Annotated in this window: 17 protein-coding genes and 1 tRNA gene; 5 read left to right on the forward strand and 13 right to left on the reverse strand. The window is 38.0% G+C overall.

Annotation, left to right across the window (positions count from 1 at the left end):
* Nucleotides 1-32: 32 nt before the first annotated feature.
* From C4F49_RS10930 to C4F49_RS10965, 8 genes are all read right to left on the reverse strand, one after another.
* Nucleotides 33-488, reverse strand: coding sequence for a hypothetical protein (locus tag C4F49_RS10930; RefSeq protein WP_231388276.1), 456 nt, complete (start codon nt 486-488; stop codon nt 33-35).
* Nucleotides 488-1,369 carry a hypothetical protein gene (locus C4F49_RS10935; protein ID WP_196935881.1) on the reverse strand — a complete coding sequence of 294 codons (882 nt, stop codon included), beginning with the start codon at nt 1,367-1,369 and terminating at the stop codon, nt 488-490. The genes C4F49_RS10930 and C4F49_RS10935 overlap by 1 nt, the downstream gene beginning before the upstream one ends.
* Nucleotides 1,370-1,403: 34 nt before the next feature.
* Complete coding sequence (locus C4F49_RS10940) at nt 1,404-1,949, reverse strand: RNA polymerase sigma factor (protein WP_196935882.1); 546 nt, start codon at nt 1,947-1,949, stop codon at nt 1,404-1,406.
* Nucleotides 1,950-1,952: 3 nt separating this feature from the next.
* On the reverse strand, nt 1,953-2,906 hold the full coding sequence (locus tag C4F49_RS10945; protein WP_196935883.1) for a transketolase family protein: 954 nt from the start codon (nt 2,904-2,906) through the stop codon (nt 1,953-1,955).
* 59 nt (nt 2,907-2,965) lie between these two features.
* A complete protein-coding gene (locus C4F49_RS10950; protein WP_196935884.1) occupies nt 2,966-3,811 on the reverse strand; it encodes a transketolase in 846 nt (281 codons plus the stop codon).
* Between the two features lie 210 nt (nt 3,812-4,021).
* Nucleotides 4,022-4,576, reverse strand: a complete 555-nt coding sequence (locus C4F49_RS10955) for a NifU family protein (RefSeq protein ID WP_196935885.1) — start codon at nt 4,574-4,576, stop codon at nt 4,022-4,024.
* 75 nt (nt 4,577-4,651) lie between these two features.
* Entirely contained in the window at nt 4,652-5,995 is a 1,344-nt protein-coding gene (gene purB / locus C4F49_RS10960) for an adenylosuccinate lyase (protein WP_196935886.1), read from the reverse strand.
* 121 nt (nt 5,996-6,116) lie between these two features.
* Nucleotides 6,117-6,332 carry a hypothetical protein gene (locus tag C4F49_RS10965; protein WP_196935887.1) on the reverse strand — a complete coding sequence of 72 codons (216 nt, stop codon included), beginning with the start codon at nt 6,330-6,332 and terminating at the stop codon, nt 6,117-6,119.
* Between the two features lie 234 nt (nt 6,333-6,566).
* On the opposite strand from C4F49_RS10965, the gene C4F49_RS10970 reads away from it, so the two are divergent.
* Both C4F49_RS10970 and C4F49_RS10975 read left to right on the forward strand, forming a co-directional pair.
* Nucleotides 6,567-7,916, forward strand: coding sequence for an acyl-CoA dehydrogenase family protein (locus C4F49_RS10970; protein WP_196935888.1), 1,350 nt, complete (start codon nt 6,567-6,569; stop codon nt 7,914-7,916).
* An 83-nt stretch (nt 7,917-7,999) separates the two neighbouring features.
* Nucleotides 8,000-8,791, forward strand: coding sequence for a M48 family metallopeptidase (locus tag C4F49_RS10975; protein WP_196935889.1), 792 nt, complete (start codon nt 8,000-8,002; stop codon nt 8,789-8,791).
* Nucleotides 8,792-8,858: 67 nt separating this feature from the next.
* Here the strand turns inward: C4F49_RS10975 and yidC are convergent, their stop codons facing one another.
* From yidC to C4F49_RS10995, 4 genes are all read right to left on the reverse strand, one after another.
* Nucleotides 8,859-10,673: a membrane protein insertase YidC gene (yidC, locus tag C4F49_RS10980; RefSeq protein WP_196935890.1), complete on the reverse strand. Its 1,815-nt coding sequence runs from the start codon at nt 10,671-10,673 to the stop codon at nt 8,859-8,861.
* A gap of 32 nt (nt 10,674-10,705) precedes the next feature.
* Nucleotides 10,706-12,319: a CTP synthase gene (locus C4F49_RS10985; RefSeq protein WP_262894786.1), complete on the reverse strand. Its 1,614-nt coding sequence runs from the start codon at nt 12,317-12,319 to the stop codon at nt 10,706-10,708.
* A 152-nt stretch (nt 12,320-12,471) separates the two neighbouring features.
* Nucleotides 12,472-13,545: a family 10 glycosylhydrolase gene (locus tag C4F49_RS10990; protein WP_196935891.1), complete on the reverse strand. Its 1,074-nt coding sequence runs from the start codon at nt 13,543-13,545 to the stop codon at nt 12,472-12,474.
* 12 nt (nt 13,546-13,557) lie between these two features.
* A complete protein-coding gene (locus tag C4F49_RS10995; protein ID WP_196937259.1) occupies nt 13,558-14,604 on the reverse strand; it encodes a carbohydrate-binding family 9-like protein in 1,047 nt (348 codons plus the stop codon).
* Nucleotides 14,605-14,737: 133 nt separating this feature from the next.
* Here C4F49_RS10995 and C4F49_RS11000 point away from each other — a divergent pair, with 133 nt between their 5' ends.
* On the forward strand, nt 14,738-15,727 hold the full coding sequence (locus tag C4F49_RS11000; protein WP_196935892.1) for a potassium channel beta subunit family protein: 990 nt from the start codon (nt 14,738-14,740) through the stop codon (nt 15,725-15,727).
* A gap of 75 nt (nt 15,728-15,802) precedes the next feature.
* On the opposite strand, the gene rplS is transcribed toward C4F49_RS11000, so the two are convergent.
* Nucleotides 15,803-16,150: a 50S ribosomal protein L19 gene (gene rplS, locus C4F49_RS11005; protein WP_196935893.1), complete on the reverse strand. Its 348-nt coding sequence runs from the start codon at nt 16,148-16,150 to the stop codon at nt 15,803-15,805.
* 300 nt (nt 16,151-16,450) lie between these two features.
* On the opposite strand from rplS, the gene C4F49_RS11010 reads away from it, so the two are divergent.
* Nucleotides 16,451-16,524 (forward strand) — tRNA-Pro (locus C4F49_RS11010).
* Nucleotides 16,525-17,653: 1,129 nt separating this feature from the next.
* A complete protein-coding gene (locus tag C4F49_RS11015) occupies nt 17,654-18,172 on the forward strand; it encodes a hypothetical protein (protein WP_196935894.1) in 519 nt (172 codons plus the stop codon).
* Nucleotides 18,173-18,222: the final 50 nt, after the last annotated feature.

Below are 18,222 nucleotides of genomic sequence, written 5' to 3' on the forward strand. Positions count from 1 at the left end.
TTATAAAAGAAAAAGAAGCTGTAAAGCTTCTTTTATTTGTTTTTATCTTTTCTGTTTTGCAATTCCTGTCGAAGCATGCTTCTAAATTCTTGCTCGACGACAAAAAATTGCGATGCACGGGACGAACCGATAACCTGGCTATATTTTGTGCGGTATTCTTTTTTTATTTCAACTTCTCTGGCGTCAAATTCGATAACATCGTTTGATGAAGATCGGTTGAATGAATTGCTGTTTGACTTGTTGCTGTTAACCGTTTTTGTTTTTGCAGAATTTAGCGCCCAAATTTCTTTCGAGTACTGATTGTAAATCGGGATGAATTTTTGAGTTTCCGCAGGAGTCAACTTTAACTGCTTGATGATATAGGCAATCTTTTCGTTTTCTATTTGTGAAAACCGATCCTCTCTACCACCAGATTCTTGTTGTGCGAATGCAGCAAAACTCGTGAAAATAAATATGCAGATTATTAGTAAATTCTTTACTTGCAACATTATAACATATAATTTAAATAATCTTCGATGTCTTTTTCTTTCACATTCTCACAAATCCCGTCTTCATCATGCGCATGTGTGCTATGATCTTCTTGAATTTCCTCATTGTAATTTGAAAAGAAAATTAAATCTTCTGCATCTCCTGATTGCGCCAAATAATTTGCAATCTCCTCGTCAGGGATTTCTGATAATTCAGTGTTGTCTGTTGCGGCTGTAAGCGTTGGCTGATCTGTAGAATTCAGGTATGAATAAGAACCAATACCTAAAATAGAAACCAAACAAGCTGCAGCGACATACTTACTCCATTTTCTGTAAACAGAAATCTTACGAACAGGCGTCTCTTCTTGTTGATTCGGAACAAATTCTACAACGTTATCTTCCTTGATTTTAGCAAGAATCGAAACTTTGGCGTTTTCGAAATAAGCTGCGGGAACAGAAAAGCCATCTTCTTCAACGCTGTCCAATCCTTTATCTTCTTCAATAGCGTTCATAATGCGCGACTGAAGTGTGTTAAAATAATTTGGAGCTGTTTGGAAAACGATTTCTTCAGGGGACTGGATCGATTCAATTTTCACCTGACCAAGAATTGCTTGTTGCGCATTTTCGAAATAATCAGCTGGAGTTGTGAAACCAGTTTTCCTAAAAATGCCATCTTTCTTGATTTCCATTTTCAATACGGAGGACAAGCCTTCGAAATAACCTGTTGGAACGGTAAATGGATTTGATTCTGGATCTGTTTTTGCAGTTAACTTCACAATAGATTGTATATTTCCTGCTAAATCGGAGAAATAGTTTTCTGGCACGGAAAAAGGATTTTCACGAAAAGAATCCGGAAGATTTTTATCTCCCTCCTGACCGAAATATGTGCTATTTTCCTTCATAGTAAATCTATAGAGTCCAATACTTTAAAAAGGTTTAATCATTGTTAGCAAAAAAGTTTTCAATCTTTTTCACGGCCAAATGATAAGAAGCTTTTAAGGCCCCAACACTAGTTCCTAAAATTGATGAAATTTCTTCATATTTCAAATCATCGAAATATTTCATATTAAAAACTAAGCGCTGTTTCTCTGGAAGCGTTAATAACGCTTGCTGAAGTTTTAATTGCGCAGCATCACCATTAAAATAGGCGGTGTCAGCTAACGTTTCAGAAAGGTATGAAGAATTGTCGTCATCCAGCGAAACATTCTGTTTTTGCTTTTTCTTGTTTAAAAACGTTATGCATTCATTGGTTGCAATGCGATACAACCAAGTGTATAACTGAGAATCTTCTCTGAATTTTTCAAGATTGCGCCAAACTTTAATAAAAATATCTTGCACCACATCGTCAGCATCGTCGTGATCCACAACCATGCGTCTTACATGCCAATATATTTTTTGCTGGTATTTAGTAAGAAGAAGCCCGAAAGCTTCTTCTCGTGTTTTTTCTTCCGCAAATTTTGATATAATCAGGGAATCTTCCATAGTTTATTTTCTGCTAATTACTTTACGGACAGCAGCGACAATATTCGCAGCGTTCAATCCGTATTTCTCCATTAATTGTGCAGGTGTTCCTGACTCACCGAAACTGTCATTAACAGCAACGTATTCTTGTGGAGTCGGTAGTTTTTGTGACAACAATTGAGAGACACTATCTCCTAGGCCTCCTAAGCGGTTGTGTTCTTCAGCCGTAACAACGCAACCTGTTTTCTGAACAGATTTCAAGACTGCTTCGCTATCCAAAGGTTTGATGGTGTGGATATTGATAATTTCAGCATTGATGCCTAATTTTTCCAATTCTTCACCCGCTTGAATAGCTTCCCAAACCAAATGGCCTGTTGCAATAATCGTTACGTCAGCTCCTTCATTCAACAAAACAGCTTTTCCAATTTCAAAAACCTGATCAGCAGGCGTGAAGTTTGGAACTACCGGACGTCCGAATCTTAAATAAGCAGGACCTACATGGTCAACTAACGCTAAAGTAGCCGCTTTTGTTTGGTTATAATCGCAAGGATTGATTACCGTCATGCCCGGAAGCATTTTCATTAGGCCGATATCTTCTAAAATCTGGTGTGTTGCACCATCTTCTCCTAATGTCAATCCAGCGTGCGAAGCACATATTTTTACGTTTTTGTCAGAATAGGCAATAGATTGACGGATCTGATCGTAAACTCTTCCTGTAGAGAAATTGGCGAAAGTTCCGGTAAAAGGAATTTTTCCACCGATTGTTAATCCTGCCGCAATACCCATCATATTCGCTTCAGCGATTCCGATTTGAAAGAAACGTTCAGGAAATTCTTTAATAAAATCGTTCATTTTTAATGAACCGATTAAGTCAGCACAAAGTGCAACTACATTTTCGTCTTTTTTTCCAGCCTCAAGTAATCCGGCTCCAAATCCAGAACGTGTATCTTTTGACTCTGTGTATGTATATTTTTTCATTGTTGTTCGTTTTTGAAGATAAAGTTTTTCTTTATCGTAAAGATTTGGAATACTATAAATTAATAATCACCTAAAGTTCTTGGTAATTGATTTAAGGCTAATTCCAATTGCTCATCATTTGGCGCAACACCATGCCATTTGTGCGATCCCATCATGTAATCAACACCATTGCCCATTTCTGTGTGCATCAAGATAACAATCGGCTGTCCATTTCCTGTTTTTGATTTAGCTTCTGCCAAACCACGAACAACATCTTTCATGTCATTGCCATTCATCTCTAAAACTAACCATCCGAATGCTTCCCATTTTGCTCTTAAGTCGCCTAATGACAAAACTTGGTCGGTCGATCCATCAATTTGTGCACGGTTATAATCTACCGTAGCAATTAAATTGTCGATTTTGTTGTGTGGAGCATACATTGCCGCTTCCCAAACCTGACCTTCTTGCAATTCACCATCGCCCATCAAAACATAAATAAGATTTTCATCTTTGTTCAGTTTCTTTGCTTGCGCAGCTCCGATTGCTACCGATAATCCTTGACCCAATGAACCCGATGCAATGCGGATTCCAGGAAGGTGCTCATGTGTAGTCGGGTGGCCTTGAAGACGAGAGTTTATTTTTCTGAATGTTGCCAATTCGCTAGCTGGGAAATATCCTGCTCTAGCTAATGTGCTGTAAAAAACAGGTGAAATGTGTCCGTTTGAAAGGAAAAATAAATCTTCTCCTATGCCATTCATGTTAAACGAAGGATCGTGTTTTAACGCGTTAAAGTATAGCGCTACAAAATAATCCGTACATCCTAATGATCCACCGGGATGACCAGATTGACAAGAATGTACCATACGTACGATATCCCGTCTAACTTGTGATGCAATTTGTTCAAGGTTGCTTATATCTGCACTCATTTTCTAGATTATGTTACTACAATTTTTGCGATAAAGTTAATGATTTTTAGAAGAATAGACTTTATTAAAAGTAAAATAGCTATTAACTAGTTTTGGCTTACAAGATTACAGAGCAAGGCAGGTAACATAGGATTTTTGTTTTCCGAAATTTTGGACACAAAAAAGCCAGCTTAATTCGTTTAAGCTGGCTTTAAATTTTTTAACCGAAAGTTACATTGATTCTGCAACAACTTCTTCCACTTCTGGAACCATGCGTTTCAATAAGCCTTCAATGCCGGCTTTCAACGTAATGGTCGAAGAAGGACATCCGCTGCATGAACCTCTCAATTCGACAGTTACTTTTCCATCTTCAAAAGATTTGTAAGCGATTGCGCCACCATCTTGCTCCACAGCAGGTCTTACATAATCATGCAAAACTTGTTGGATTTTGACTTCCGTTTCATTTCCTTCGAAATTAACTTCTTCAGAATGCTCAATAGGTTTAACAGCCAATTCAGACTCCACTGCACCTTTTACAAAATCTTTCAATAGCGGCTCAATGTCTGACCATTCTGCCTCTTCTGATTTTGTAATCGTTACAAAATTGCTTGCAAAGAAAACACCATTTACAAAATTGAATTTGAATAATTCTTTCGCAAAGGCTGATTCTTGCGCTTTTTCTTTATCTGGATAATCTAAACTCCCGTTAATCAACAACTTGTTGACCAAAAACTTCATCGTCGAAGGGTTTGGAGTAGATTCGGTATATACATTAATTGTTGCCATAGTATGCTAAATATAGAAAACAAATATACAGTATTTATGTTTTTCTCCTCGTCATTGCTGCGTAAAAGCTTGTTGCTAAACGCCTGTATAATTACTCGGCGTAATCTGCTTGATTTCTGATTTTACTTCGTCCGAAACATTTAATTGGTCGACAAATTCTGCGATTGTCTCTTGCGTAACATGTGAATTTGTGCGCGTCAAATCTTTTAGTGCTTCGTATGGTTTTGGATAGCCTTCTCTGCGCAATATTGTTTGGATTGCTTCCGCAACAACAGCCCAGTTATTTTCTAAATCTTTCTGCAAAGCAGCTTCATTCAAAATTAACTTCCGTAAGCCTCTCAATGTAGATTTGAAAGCGATAATCGTATGTGCGAATGGAACGCCGATGTTACGAAGAACCGTGGAATCTGTTAAATCGCGCTGCAATCTTGAAATAGGCAATTTGGACGATAAATGTTCAAACAAGGCATTTGCTAAGCCAAAGTTTCCTTCAGCATTTTCGAAATCAATAGGGTTGACTTTGTGCGGCATAGCCGAAGAACCAATTTGTCCGGCAGTTATTTTTTGTTTGAAATAATCCATCGAGATATAGGTCCATACATCGCGGCATAAATCAATTAAAATTGTATTGATGCGTTTCAGCGCATCGCAGCTTGCTGCAAAGTTATCGTAATGCTCGATCTGTGTCGTTGTCTGAGAACGCGAAAGACCCAACTGGTCATTGACAAAGGAATTCCCAAAATCAACCCAATCCGTATTTGGATAGGCTACATGATGCGCATTGAAATTTCCTGTTGCTCCGCCGAATTTTGCTGAATAAGGAACTTGGTTTAACGCTTTGCGCTGAATTTCCAATCGTTCCACAAACACCTGAAATTCTTTTCCTAAGCGGGTAGGTGAAGCTGGCTGTCCGTGCGTTCTTGCCAATAATGGAATCGAAGCCCAAGAAGTAACCAGGCCTTTCAATTCATCTAGCAATTCTGTTAGCGTCGGAATATACAAATGCGTGATGGCTTCTTTCCAAGAATAAGGAATAGCCGTATTGTTAATGTCTTGAGATGTTAATCCAAAATGGATAAATTCCAAAAAGGAATCAAGACCTAAAGTTTGGAATTTGTCTTTCAGAAAATATTCAACCGCTTTGACATCATGGTTGGTTACTTTTTCTGTATCCTTAATCCATTGCGCATCGTCAAGGCTAAAATCAGTGTAGATTGCTCTTAGCTTTTCATCGAATGAAGAATCATAGGATTCTAACTGTGGAATTCCGGAAGCCGCTAATGCAATAAAATATTCGACTTCTACTAACACGCGGAATTTGATTAAGGCAAATTCGGAGAAATAGGGTGAAAGTTCTTTTGTGGCATTGTGATATCTTCCATCGACTGGAGTCACAGCCGTTAGTGGCGACAACATCATTTTTTGTAAATTTTTTTATGCAAAAGTAGCAAAACAAGTAGAGCTTAACAATTATAAAACAGGATAAAACAAAAAAGCCCGCAAATTTTGCGAGCTTTTCTGTATTTGAATGTGGTTCGGATTATTGAACGTTTTTCAATGAATCAGAGATTGAATCACCAGTTGAACGTACTGAATCAGCAACGTTTTCTAATGAATCAGCAACGTGCTCTGTAGTGTGGTCAACTTCTTTAGCTAATGAATCTGTAGTTTCACCAGTTTTAGTACCTGAGTTACAAGATGCCATAACGAAAGTTAAAGCTAAACCTAAAAATCCGAATTTTAATAAATTTTTCATTTTTCTAATTTTCTATTTAATTGAAACAAATTTGTTTATTTACTCTTTATACTTTTAAAGTAAAAAGGTAACCCAACTTTTAAATAAAATTTTAAAATATTTATTATTCTGTTAATTGTCAGTTAGTTAAATTGAATATTTATTTTAAATGAAGTGTAGGGTTTACTAAGTAGGGCAACAATTATCGCTGAAAATTTGTTATCTTACGATACTAGATCGATAAAAAATAAAACTATGTTTAAAAAAATCAAGAATATACTTAGCCTTCTAAAATCTGTTGATTTAGAACAGATTCAAAAAATATCACAAAAAATTGACCTACCCGCAGTTATGGCATCTGTTTCCAAAATGGATGATAAGCAATTGAAGATGCTTAATAAAATGCTGACGTCAGGAGGGAAGAAGCGCGAATCGCCGCCAATCAATGCCGATTTCTATGGTGTCGAAACAAAATTAAATCCTGAAGACCGCGCTTTACAATTAAAAGTCAGAGCTTTTTTAGAAGCCGAGATCAAACCTTTGGTTAATAATTACTGGTTGCATGATGAATTTCCATTTGAAATCATTCCCAAATTAGCCGAATTAAATATTTGTGGCTACACCTATGAAGGGTACGGCTGTGCGGGAGGAACATCGCTTATGGATGGCATTATTGCAGCCGAATTTGGACGCATTGACCCATCGATTGCTACATTTTTAGGTGTACAAAGCGGATTAGCGATGGGTTCTATTTATCTCTGTGGTTCGGAAGAACAGAAAGCAGAATGGTTGCCGCGCATGCAACAAATGCAGGTAATCGGGGCTTTTGGTTTGACGGAACCAGAAATCGGTTCCGGAGCGGCTGGCGGTTTGACCACAACCTGTAAGAAAACAGAACAAGGATGGGTTCTGAATGGACAGAAAAAATGGATTGGAAATTCAACATTTTCAGACATCACCATTATTTGGGCGAGAGATTTGGATGACGGAGAAGTCAAAGGTTTTATTGTGAAAAAAGAAAATCCTGGATTTGAGGTCGAAAAGATAAAAGGCAAAATGGCTTTGCGTATTGTTCAAAATGGTTTGATTACGATGAAAGACTGTGTTGTTCCTGAATCCGACCGTTTGGCTTTAGCCAACTCATTTAAAGATACAGCGAAAGTATTGCAGATGACGCGAGCAGGTGTGGCTTGGATGGCTGTTGGATGTGCGCGTGGCGCTTATGAAAATGCATTGGCGTATACACTGGAACGCAAACAATTCGGGAAACCAATCGCTTCCTTTCAGTTAATTCAAAATCATTTGGTAGAAATGTTATCCAATCTTACCGCTATGCAGACTTTGGTGTTCCGATTATCTGAAATGCAAGATGCGGATGAGCTGCGAGATGAGCACGCTTCGTTAGCTAAAGTTTTCTGTTCGTTGCGCACGCGCGATATCGTTTCTAAAGCTCGTGAAGTAATGGGCGGGAATGGTATTTTGTTAGAGTATAACGTCGCACGATTTTTGGCGGATGCGGAAGCCATCTATTCCTACGAAGGAACAAAAGAAATAAATTCATTGATTGTAGGCCGAAGCATTACTGGAATCAGCGCATTCGTTTAAGTTATTATTTCTTAGAGGTTAAAACAATTTTATATTTTGGAATGTTAATTGTAACATAAGTATATACATAAACTATCCTTTATATGAAATTAAAAATTGCCACTATTGCGTTAGGTTTGTTAGGAACAAGCATTACGCTATCACAAGCACAAATCAAGCTCAATAGTAAAACCATTGGCTCTGCCACCAAAGCCGTTCAAGCTGTCACCTTATCAAACGATGATGTGATTGCATACACTAAGGAATACATTACTTGGATGGACGAAAATAATCCGGTTGCGCCTGCGGATAATGAATTAGCACAGCGATTGACTAAGTTGACCAGCGGTTTGACAAATTACGATGGACAAACGTTGAATTTTAAAGTGTATTTAGTGCGCGATGTCAATGCTTTTGCATGTGCGGATGGTTCCGTGCGTGTATGTGCAGGCCTGATGGAAGTGATGTCGGATAATGAAGTATTAGGTGTGATTGGACATGAAATCGGGCATGTGAAAAATATGGATTCACGCGATGCCTTTAAAACAGCTTTGTTGACTTCGGCGCTGAAAGATGGCGTTTCTTCCCAAGGAGGAACCGCGGCGACTTTATCTGATTCGCAATTGGGAGAATTGGGCGAGCAAGTAGCTAACATGAGCTTTTCTAGAAAGCAAGAAAGTGTTGCTGATGACTATGGCTATAAATTTTTAAAAGATAATAATGTAAATCCTTGGTACATGTCGATGGCATTTGAACGTTTGCAAGAGCTTTCGGGTGGCGCTTCAGATGGAGGAGCAGCAAAGAAATTATTTTCTTCGCATCCGGACACTGGAAAACGTGTAACAGAGATGGCGAAGAAAGCCGAAAAAGACGGATTTACCAAACCGACTGAATAACTGGTTTTAATGCTAAAAGGAAAGGGCTGCAATTTTTTGCAGCCCTTCTTTATTTTGAGATAAATCTCTATTTCTTTTTCGCTTGTTGCTGTTGTTTCATCATGTCTTCCATACGTTGTTGGAAAGATGATTTTTTAGCAACCTTCGGATTTTTCTTGTTTGCCTCCAAAGATGCAAGGATTTTATCATCATCGATAAATTGACGGATGATAACTTGTGTCAAGAATGTGAACACCGCTCCTAACAAATAGTAGTAGTTCAAACCAGCTGGGAAACTATTTAAGACAAAGAAGAAAATCAACGGCATAAAGTAACCGATGTATTTCATTTGTCCTGTCGCTCCTGACGTACTGTTGTTGTACCAAGTTGTCAATAAAGTGGTGATTGTCATCAACACACACATCAACGAAATGTGGTCAATTCCGAAGAACGTAGGAGGGAAGGAAATCCAAGAATCGTAGGTCGATAAATCTTTTACCCACAAGAAACTTTCGCCCCTCAATTCAAATAAATTCGGGAAGAAGAAGAAGAATGCTAGCGTAAACGGCATTTGTAATAACAATGGCAGACATCCGCCGATTGGATTCACTCCAGCCTGTTTATACAATTTCATCTGCTCTTGCTGCAATAACATCGGGTTGTCATCGCCAACTTTTTCTTTTATTTGGTCAAGCTGCGGTTTCAAAACGCGCATTTTCGCCATTGATTTGTATGATTTGTACGTCAATGGGAATAATACAGCTTTCAATAAAATCGTTAAAATCAAAATAACGATTCCGTAGCTCATGTGGAATCCATCTAGAAAATCAAAAATCGGAACCGTAATGAATTTGTTAATCCATCCGATAGGTCCCCAACCCATGTTGATGATTTTGTCGTAGCCTTGGTCTTCTGCTTTTAATGTTTTGTATTTATTCGGGCCGAAAAAGAAATTCATCGCATACCGATTATCGCTTTGCGAGTTGAATGCTAAATCTGCTGTCGTTTTATAGACTTTAACAATGCTGTCTGAAGTCGTGTAGTTTACAAAAAGCTCAGGATTTGTGAACCCTTCTTTGTTGCTTAAGATGGAAGAGAAGAAATGTTGTTTGAAGGCAATCCACTCTAATTTTTCCTCTATTTTTTCCGAGTCATCTTTAGCTTCTGAAAGATGGTCTACATCGCCTTCGGACGTTTTGTAGAAAATAGTTGATTTTTCACGCTCTGATTTTACATTCTTTTCTTTTTGCAATAAAGTGGTTTCCCAATTTAATAGAATGTTTTTTTGTTTTAAATCAATTGAATTTTGGATTCCGATTGCGTCAATCGCCAAACCAACATTGTACGAATTTCCTGCTAACGTGTAGGTGTATTCGATGTATTGCGTTTCGTTGTAGTTTAAACGGGCCTTAATCGATTGTGAATCTGCTCCTGCAACACTGAAATTTCCTCCTTGAAGCTGAAAGAACATGTCATTTGTGTTCACATTCAATCCCGAAGCGTTAAATAATAAACCGAATTTATTGTTATCTCCTTCGAATAACAACAAAGGAGAACCGTCAAAATTAGTTTCATTTTTCAATTCAACCGATTTCACGCGGCCACCTTTTGAACTGATGTTCACACGAATCAATTCATTTTCAATCGTCACTATTTGCTCTTGACCAAATTTAGAAGCTCCAAAAGGCTGTGCCAATGCTGCTGAATCTGGAGTTGTGCTGCTAAGTGTAGTCGTAATCTTCGTTGTATCTAAAGGTTCTGTGACACCTTCTTTTACTCTTTTTAAAGAATCTTGTAACGCCTGTTCTTGCTTAATCTCTTGCTCAGAAGGTTTCATGAAATAAAACGAACCTGCAAAAATTGCAAAAATCAGTATTAAACCTGTTAGGGTACTTCTATCCATTTTTTATTTATTAGTATTGAATTTTCTCAATTTTATTTTAATGCTTTCTTGTTTGCCAAAGAAGCGGCTACAAAGCTAACAAAAAGTGGGTGAGGATTTGCAACTGTTGACTTTAATTCTGGATGAAATTGCCCAGCAACAAAAAACGGATGGTCTTTTAGCTCAACAATTTCCACTAATCCCGTCTTCGGATTGATGCCAGACGCAATCATTCCTGCTTCTTCGTACTGTTTTAAATAAGCATTATTGAATTCATAGCGATGTCTGTGGCGTTCTGAAATTTTGGCTTTGCCATAAATTGCATGTGCTTTGGTGCCTTTTTTAATTTCACAATCATAAGCACCCAAACGCATCGTTCCGCCCATGTTTGTAATGTTTTTTTGCTCTTCCATTAAATTGATGACCGGATGTTTTGTTTTTTCATCCATCTCAAAGCTATTTGCATTTTTTAATTTCAGCACATTTCTGCCAAATTCAATCACTGAACATTGCATTCCTAAACAAATACCGAAGAAAGGAATTTTATGTTCACGTACATATTGAATAGCCGCAAGTTTCCCTTCCAGACCACGCTCGCCAAAACCTGGAGCAACTAAAACGCCATCTAAATGTTTTAACTTATCGTGTACATGCTCAGCGTCCAAACTTTCGGCTGCGATAAATTTCAGTTTTACTTTCGTTTCATTTGCAGAACCAGCGTGAATAAAGGACTCCGTAATTGATTTGTATGCGTCAGGCAATTCAACATATTTACCAACTAAACCAATGTTTACTTCATTCGTTGGATTTTTTAATTTGCCTAAAAATGTTTTCCAGCTTTCTAAATCCGGTTCGTTTTTGGTCGATAATTTTAGTTTTGCCAGAACAGTTTTGTCCAACTGCTCTTTCAGCATATTTAATGGAACGTCATAAATAGTTGGCGCATCAATCGATTCAACAACCGCATTGATATTCACATTACAGAATAAAGCCAATTTTTTGCGGATATCCTGATTCAATTTATGTTCGGTACGGCAAACCAGAATGTCCGGCTGAATACCATATTCCAATAATGTCTTAACAGAATGTTGTGTAGGCTTGGTTTTTAATTCACCGGCTGCGGCCAAATAAGGAATTAATGTCAAATGGATTACCAACGAATCATTGCTTCCCAATTCCCAGCGCAACTGGCGTACGGCTTCGATAAACGGCAAGGACTCAATATCGCCGACTGTTCCGCCCAACTCCGTGATGACGATGTCATACTCACCTGTCTCACCCAATAATTGCATGCGGCGTTTGATTTCGTCCGTGATGTGTGGAACAACCTGCACCGTTTTGCCTAAATAAGCGCCTGCACGTTCTTGTTCGATTACTTGTTTGTAGATTCTGCCAGTGGTCACATTGTTGGCTTGCGAAGTTGCAACGTTCAAAAAACGTTCGTAATGACCTAAATCTAAGTCGGTTTCGGCGCCATCTTCCGTTACGTAACATTCGCCATGTTCATAGGGATTCAATGTTCCTGGGTCAATGTTAATGTAAGGGTCGAACTTTTGGATGGTTACTTTAAAACCACGCGCTTGAAGAAGTTTTGCTAAAGAAGCAGCAATGATGCCTTTCCCTAACGACGAAGTTACGCCGCCCGTAACAAAAATATATTTAGTCATTATTTGTGTGAATTTTCTATAGCATACCTGTAGAAATAGTGCTACAATCTCTGCTATATGTACGGGATACAAAGATAAGATTATTTTCTTACTTTTGGCAGTAAAAGTAAATTAGCAAGCAGAAGATGTTAAGCCGAAAGGTAATCTTTCGGCTATTTCAATGATTTTAAAAGTTCAATAGTTTCATTATCAAATTCTTGTTCCCCAAATAAAGAAACACCCGCTGCACCATTCGATTTTGCTAATTTAATTCCAGTTTTTAGCTCTGCTAAATCTTTGAAATCCGGCAAATACAATCCTGCATACAGAGGGAATTTATTGTTTAAAGCATCCACGCCTTCATGAACGGCTTGACCAATCCAGCTCACCGGTTCTTTATAAAAGCCATGATAAATCATTGGAAATACGCCCGACAAGTTCCAATGCGTCCAATCCTGACGGACAATTCGTTTGGCTAAATCAGGTGTTGGAAACACGGCTGCGGTGAGCGGTTTTTCGTATTCCTTTGCTACATCGGCAATGCGATTCACAATTTTATTGATTTGACGGTATCGAAATGCTTTCCATGACAAACTTTGGTCAGGGCGCTGCACTTGGTCAATATCAATTCCTGTTTCATCTAAAAATGCTTTCTTGCTGAATTTGCTATAACAAAAATCATAATCCGGAAGTTCGGATGATTGGTCCAATTGATAATTGTCCCAAAGGTTTACAGGCAGAACCACATCTGGATACCGAATGTAATCCAAATGCAAACCATCGACATCTTCTTTTTCTAGCTGTTCGCGCGCTTTGTCCTCTAAATATTTGGGCACATCGGGATGAGAGGGGCAAAGAAAACGATAGTAGCCCACGTAAGGCGGTTCAGTCGCACATGACTTTCCTGAACGACTTACCGCATAATATTCGGGATGTTTTTCCAGCAATTCTTTTTCGCCTCGGTTCATCGTCCACATCCATCGATGGGTTTCCAATCCAAATTCTTTGGCAAGCTGAAAATGTTTTGGGCTGTAATCTTCAAAAAATAATCCCCTGACTCCTGCTTCTTTAAATGTTGCGTAGCGTTTCTTCAAATCGCTTTCCGAATCCTTTTGATTCGGCCTATTCCATAGCCAATAGTCAAAAGTTAGCCGCTGTTCTTGCGGATTTGCGAAAGCTAAATTTGGCAGATTTAAAGCTAGCATGCCACCTAGGGAATTTTTTATAAAGTTTCTTCTATTGCTCATTGTTCAAAATAATTAATTGGTATTTCCTTTACTGTCAATCACAAAATGCGCATCGCTGTGCCTGTTTTTTAATGTTATTCTATAAAAATCCAACTGCTTGTCAGTCGTGATATCAACGATATAATCTGATAGCTTACTGGCGATAAACTCCTCGTAGCCGTTTAGTTTTTTTAAGTCATCTGCATATTTTTTTGTTGCATTAAAATGCAATTGCTGCAGATAATGGATATTCCATGCAAGTTTTTTGATTTCGTAGGTGGAAGGTAATTTTGCTGGCTTATCCAATGATTCAACAAACTGAACATAACCCCAACGCTCCGGATAATGCATATTGATAATGCCAATTGGCGACCAAACCCAATTATCTTCTTCTACAATTTTTCCATTTGTCTTTTTGCGTTGATAAACGCCGTTTTCAAGCGCATGTTCCCATTGAACTCTAGAGAAATTGATTTGCCAATGGCTATTCAATGGAGGCGTTTTTGATTTTCCGAAGGACAGAATCGATTCGAATGGGATTGCTATTTCGACTGACCAGTATTTGTCTTTATCTTTTGCATTATTCAATGTCCCTTCGTTGTGGACTGCTGTTTTCAAGCCCTTTAAATCCCAATGGATTAATGCTTCTCCATTAAAGCGATACGGTTTTGTCATCACCAAATCCAAAATTGTATTTAAAGGATTCACTTCAATCTCATAATAAGTTGCATGTTGGAGGAATGGTTTGATAAAGACTTCGAAATCGTTGTTTAGGTAAATAATTTCATCGTGTTTATCAATGTCAGCCCAGATATGGGGCTCTTCCAGCTCCGCGTAGATATATAGGTATTGATTGTCCCATAACATTTTCAATTTTGTCGGATAGGTTGGCTTTTGCGCTTGCGAACCACGGATATCGACAAAATCGGATGACCACGCCGCGCGTTCCCAGACTGCTTCGTCAGCTTTTCCATCTACCGTTATTCTTTCATTTACCTTTAAGGCCGAATAGGTGAGCGGTTCGCTTTGCATGGCTCTTATCTGTTCGATACTGTGCTGCGCAATGGCCTGTTGAGCCATAAAGCCACATAAAAAACAAAGTAAGGAACATGTAGATTTTGTCATACGAAATTAATATAGGGATTATTCAATAAATTTTACCGCTAAAGACGGAAAAATATTGACGATATTCGTGTAACAATTAAATCGCAATATGGAATATAGAAGAATGGGTAAAACCGGTTTGCAATTAAGCGCCTTGTCCTTTGGATCTTGGGTGACTTTCGCTCGGCAAACCGATGATGCAGCCAACGACCGATTAATGTCGATTGCATACGATGCTGGAGTAAATTTCTTTGATAATGCTGAGGTGTATTCTTCAGGAAAATCAGAAGAAATGATGGGCCGAATTTTAAAGGCAAAGGATTGGGAACGCAGTTCGTATAGCGTTTCGAGCAAAGCTTTTTTCGGATGGCGAGGGAAAGACAATAAGCCAAACCAGACGGGTCTTAGCCGGAAGCATTTGATGGAAGCGTGCGAAGAAGCTTTACAGCGTTTGCAGGTAGAATACTTGGATATTTTTTATTGCCACCGTCCGGATAAGCACGTTCCGATTGAAGAAGTTGTCCGCACAATGAATATCTTAATCCAGCAAGGGAAAATTTTTTATTGGGGAACGAGTGAATGGTCCGCTGCCGAAATCGTGGAGGCGCATTTAGTTGCGAAGCAATATGGATTGGAAGGTCCATCTGTCGAACAGCCAGAATATAATTTATTCAATCGCCAAAAGATGGAATCTGATTATCTGACGGTATTTAATAATATCGGCATGGGAACGACCATTTGGAGTCCTTTAGCTTCTGGGCTTTTGACCGGAAAATACAATCAAGGAATTCCCGAAGGTTCTCGTCTATCGCTGGAAGGCTACGAATGGCTGAAGGACAAATCCATATTGGATTCGAAAATTCAGAAAGTCATCGAGTTAGGAAAGTATGCTGCAGAATTAGAAGCAAGCCTTCCGGTCTTGGCGGTTGCTTGGTGTATTAAAAATCCAAATGTCACGACTGCGATTTTGGGAGCGACGAAGGAAAGCCAGTTAACAGAAACGCTAAAAGCGATTGACTTTTTGCCTAACTTGACGGTTGAGGTCATGGCAAAGATTGATGCGATTGTTGGGACTAAGCCCATCCTGCCGGAATATTAAGGGATAAAAGGCTATAAAACAAAAGAGGCTGATTATGAAATCAGCCTCTTTTGTTTTATGTCTAACGCAGTAAAATTATACACGTCTAGTTTTGATACGAGCTGCTTTACCAGTAAGACCACGTAGATAAAATAATTTAGCACGACGAACTTTACCGTAGCTATTTACAACAATTTTATCAATGTTTGGTGAGTTAATAGGGAAAATACGCTCAACGCCAATTCCGTTAGAAATTTTACGTACTGTAAAGGTCGCATTCACACCTGCACTATTTAATTGGATAACCACACCTTGGTAAACCTGAACACGTTCTTTGTTTCCTTCGCGAATTTTATAATGAACGCTGATGGTATCTCCTGCTTTAAAAGCGGGAATTTCATTTCTTACTACCGCTTGTTCTTCTACAAATTTTACTAAATCCATGATTTCGAGTATTATTAACGACTTTTATCCTGTAAAAATCGGAATGCAATATTACAGCTTTTTTTTGATTTAATAAAACAATTTTTCAAATATATTTTTCTCGCCGCTATTCTCTCGGAATGGATGGCATGCTTAGGATGAATATAGGGCGATTGCTGGGCAATATTCCATTCAGAAAAACGAAATTAAAAATTAATTCGCATAAAATGAGGATTTTAGTCATGAGATGAAAAATATCTCTTGACATGTATGATTATTGCCGTATATTTGTGCCACAGAAAACAAAAGGGGATACCTTTTCGGGGTGTAGCGTAGCCCGGTATCGCGCCACATTTGGGATGTGGAGGTCGTAGGTTCGAATCCTGCCACCCCGACAAAAAGCTCTAACGAAAGTTAGGGCTTTTTTTGTTTTTGGGTATTTTTGGGGAAATGTGCAAGCATGTTGGAAAAGGAGGGTAGTCAATATTAACCTATTAGATGTTATAGATTTGGGAGTTGGAGTGATAGGTTTAGGTACAACAGGGTTAGTTGCAACGGGTCTGGTTTCCAATTCTATCGGTTGGGGTATTGGTGTAGGAGTTACTCCATATTTTGTAGGACGATGGTATTTGATTTAATAAAAGACTAAGAAAATGAGATTATATTACAGAATTTGGGTCGATGCTATAGTTAAACTACGTTCTCGTCCAGAGAATGTAGGAATGTGGAAATTTTTTGCCATGGCTTTTATGTCTATGTCAATGGCAATAAATTTTATGTTTATTGAGACTATTATTGGAAGGTACATTATTCAAAGATCATTTACAGTATAGATGTAGATATTTTTCCTGGAACTATTTTAAATTCTTTTACCAGCTTTTTTATTTTATATCTGTTACCAATGCTATTGCTAAATTACTTTTTGATTTTTTATAGGAACAGGTATGAGGAACTAATTGACAAGTATGAATACCGTGATGGTAAGCTGTTTATAACCTACTTTTTATTGTCGCTGTTTGTGCCGTTATTGCTGTTGTACGTTGGGATTTTTGTGAGCAGAATATAAAAGATGCTCCATAAACAAAGAGTCTTCACAATAAAAAGTTTGCAGTGCCCCAAGAAAGTGTCTAACTTTTTGTGAGGAATGCGCTGGTTTTACAACAGAAATGCATAAGAAACAGTTTCGGCATCAGTACATGCAGGCGCAACAATTGTGGAAAGTCCAAAAACAAAACCCTGAACACAAATTCTTGCTTATGTGAGGGATATCGACGGATTTCTTATAGAGATTTGTACAGCAATGAGCTAACGAAAATGACCGAAATAATTATTTAGCTTTTCAATAAAAGTATCGAAAAATGCTTATTTTTATTTCGCCAATTAGAAATTTTTAATGTAGAATTTTAGTTTACAATAGTTCGATATATTTACTAATGGTCTCTACGCAATTCGATTGTAGGATTTATTTGGCGAAATTATGTTGAGTAAAAAGTAGTTGCCTGCAATGCATAGAAAGACATCTCAATGAATAAAATCACTGACATAAACCAAGGAGACTTACTGGCATTCAAAGCAAATGACGAAAAGTATAGAGTTTTACTTTGCACAAGTACTATTAAAGAGAAAAGTCCGCAGAGTTTTGCTTTTGCTGCTTTGACTTATAATGACAGAGAAAAACCAACTGCTGAAAAAATTCTGAGTTGTGAATTTTGGGGAATAGGGAATTCAAATAACGACTATTTTAAATATTCCGAAATTGAACTAAATCAAATGTGGAATATACATCCCGAGACAAAACCGTATTTTTTAGGCTCATATGGATTTGTAATTTGGAGAAAAGACTTTATGAAATTTAGACACAATTTTGAAGTTATTGGCGACCTGAAAATTGTTGAAAATCTTGATAAAAATGGCAATGGAGGAATGAATGTAAGTGATTGGAATCTTATTAAAGACTTTTTTACCGACAAAATAAATTCTGTTTTAACTGGTAGGGGGCAGAAGACTTTTAGGCTAAAGGCAATAATAAAGAACGAACAATAAGTGGAAAATGGTAAAGCACAAGCAGGTTACATTGTAATGCCAAAAGCGGC

The sequence above is a fragment of the Sphingobacterium hungaricum genome (genome assembly GCF_015210005.1).
GTDB classification, from domain to species: Bacteria; Bacteroidota; Bacteroidia; order Sphingobacteriales; family Sphingobacteriaceae; genus Sphingobacterium; species Sphingobacterium hungaricum.

Bases quoted from the DNA above. Each gene is read 5' to 3' on its own strand.
- C4F49_RS10930 (WP_231388276.1), bottom strand. From the start codon at position 488: ATGTTGCAAGTAAAGAATTTACTAATAATCTGCATATTTATTTTCACG.
- C4F49_RS10975 (WP_196935889.1), top strand. From the start codon at position 8,000: ATGAAATTAAAAATTGCCACTATTGCGTTAGGTTTGTTAGGAACAAGC.
- yidC (WP_196935890.1), bottom strand. From the start codon at position 10,673: ATGGATAGAAGTACCCTAACAGGTTTAATACTGATTTTTGCAATTTTT.
- C4F49_RS10970 (WP_196935888.1), top strand. From the start codon at position 6,567: ATGTTTAAAAAAATCAAGAATATACTTAGCCTTCTAAAATCTGTTGAT.
- C4F49_RS11015 (WP_196935894.1), top strand. From the start codon at position 17,654: ATGAATAAAATCACTGACATAAACCAAGGAGACTTACTGGCATTCAAA.
- C4F49_RS10945 (WP_196935883.1), bottom strand. From the start codon at position 2,906: ATGAAAAAATATACATACACAGAGTCAAAAGATACACGTTCTGGATTT.
- C4F49_RS10965 (WP_196935887.1), bottom strand. From the start codon at position 6,332: ATGAAAAATTTATTAAAATTCGGATTTTTAGGTTTAGCTTTAACTTTC.
- C4F49_RS10935 (WP_196935881.1), bottom strand. From the start codon at position 1,369: ATGAAGGAAAATAGCACATATTTCGGTCAGGAGGGAGATAAAAATCTT.
- C4F49_RS11000 (WP_196935892.1), top strand. From the start codon at position 14,738: ATGGAATATAGAAGAATGGGTAAAACCGGTTTGCAATTAAGCGCCTTG.
- rplS (WP_196935893.1), bottom strand. From the start codon at position 16,150: ATGGATTTAGTAAAATTTGTAGAAGAACAAGCGGTAGTAAGAAATGAA.
- C4F49_RS10985 (WP_262894786.1), bottom strand. From the start codon at position 12,319: ATGACTAAATATATTTTTGTTACGGGCGGCGTAACTTCGTCGTTAGGG.
- purB (WP_196935886.1), bottom strand. From the start codon at position 5,995: ATGATGTTGTCGCCACTAACGGCTGTGACTCCAGTCGATGGAAGATAT.
- C4F49_RS10940 (WP_196935882.1), bottom strand. From the start codon at position 1,949: ATGGAAGATTCCCTGATTATATCAAAATTTGCGGAAGAAAAAACACGA.
- C4F49_RS10950 (WP_196935884.1), bottom strand. From the start codon at position 3,811: ATGAGTGCAGATATAAGCAACCTTGAACAAATTGCATCACAAGTTAGA.
- C4F49_RS10995 (WP_196937259.1), bottom strand. From the start codon at position 14,604: ATGGCTCAACAGGCCATTGCGCAGCACAGTATCGAACAGATAAGAGCC.
- C4F49_RS10955 (WP_196935885.1), bottom strand. From the start codon at position 4,576: ATGGCAACAATTAATGTATATACCGAATCTACTCCAAACCCTTCGACG.
- C4F49_RS10990 (WP_196935891.1), bottom strand. From the start codon at position 13,545: ATGAGCAATAGAAGAAACTTTATAAAAAATTCCCTAGGTGGCATGCTA.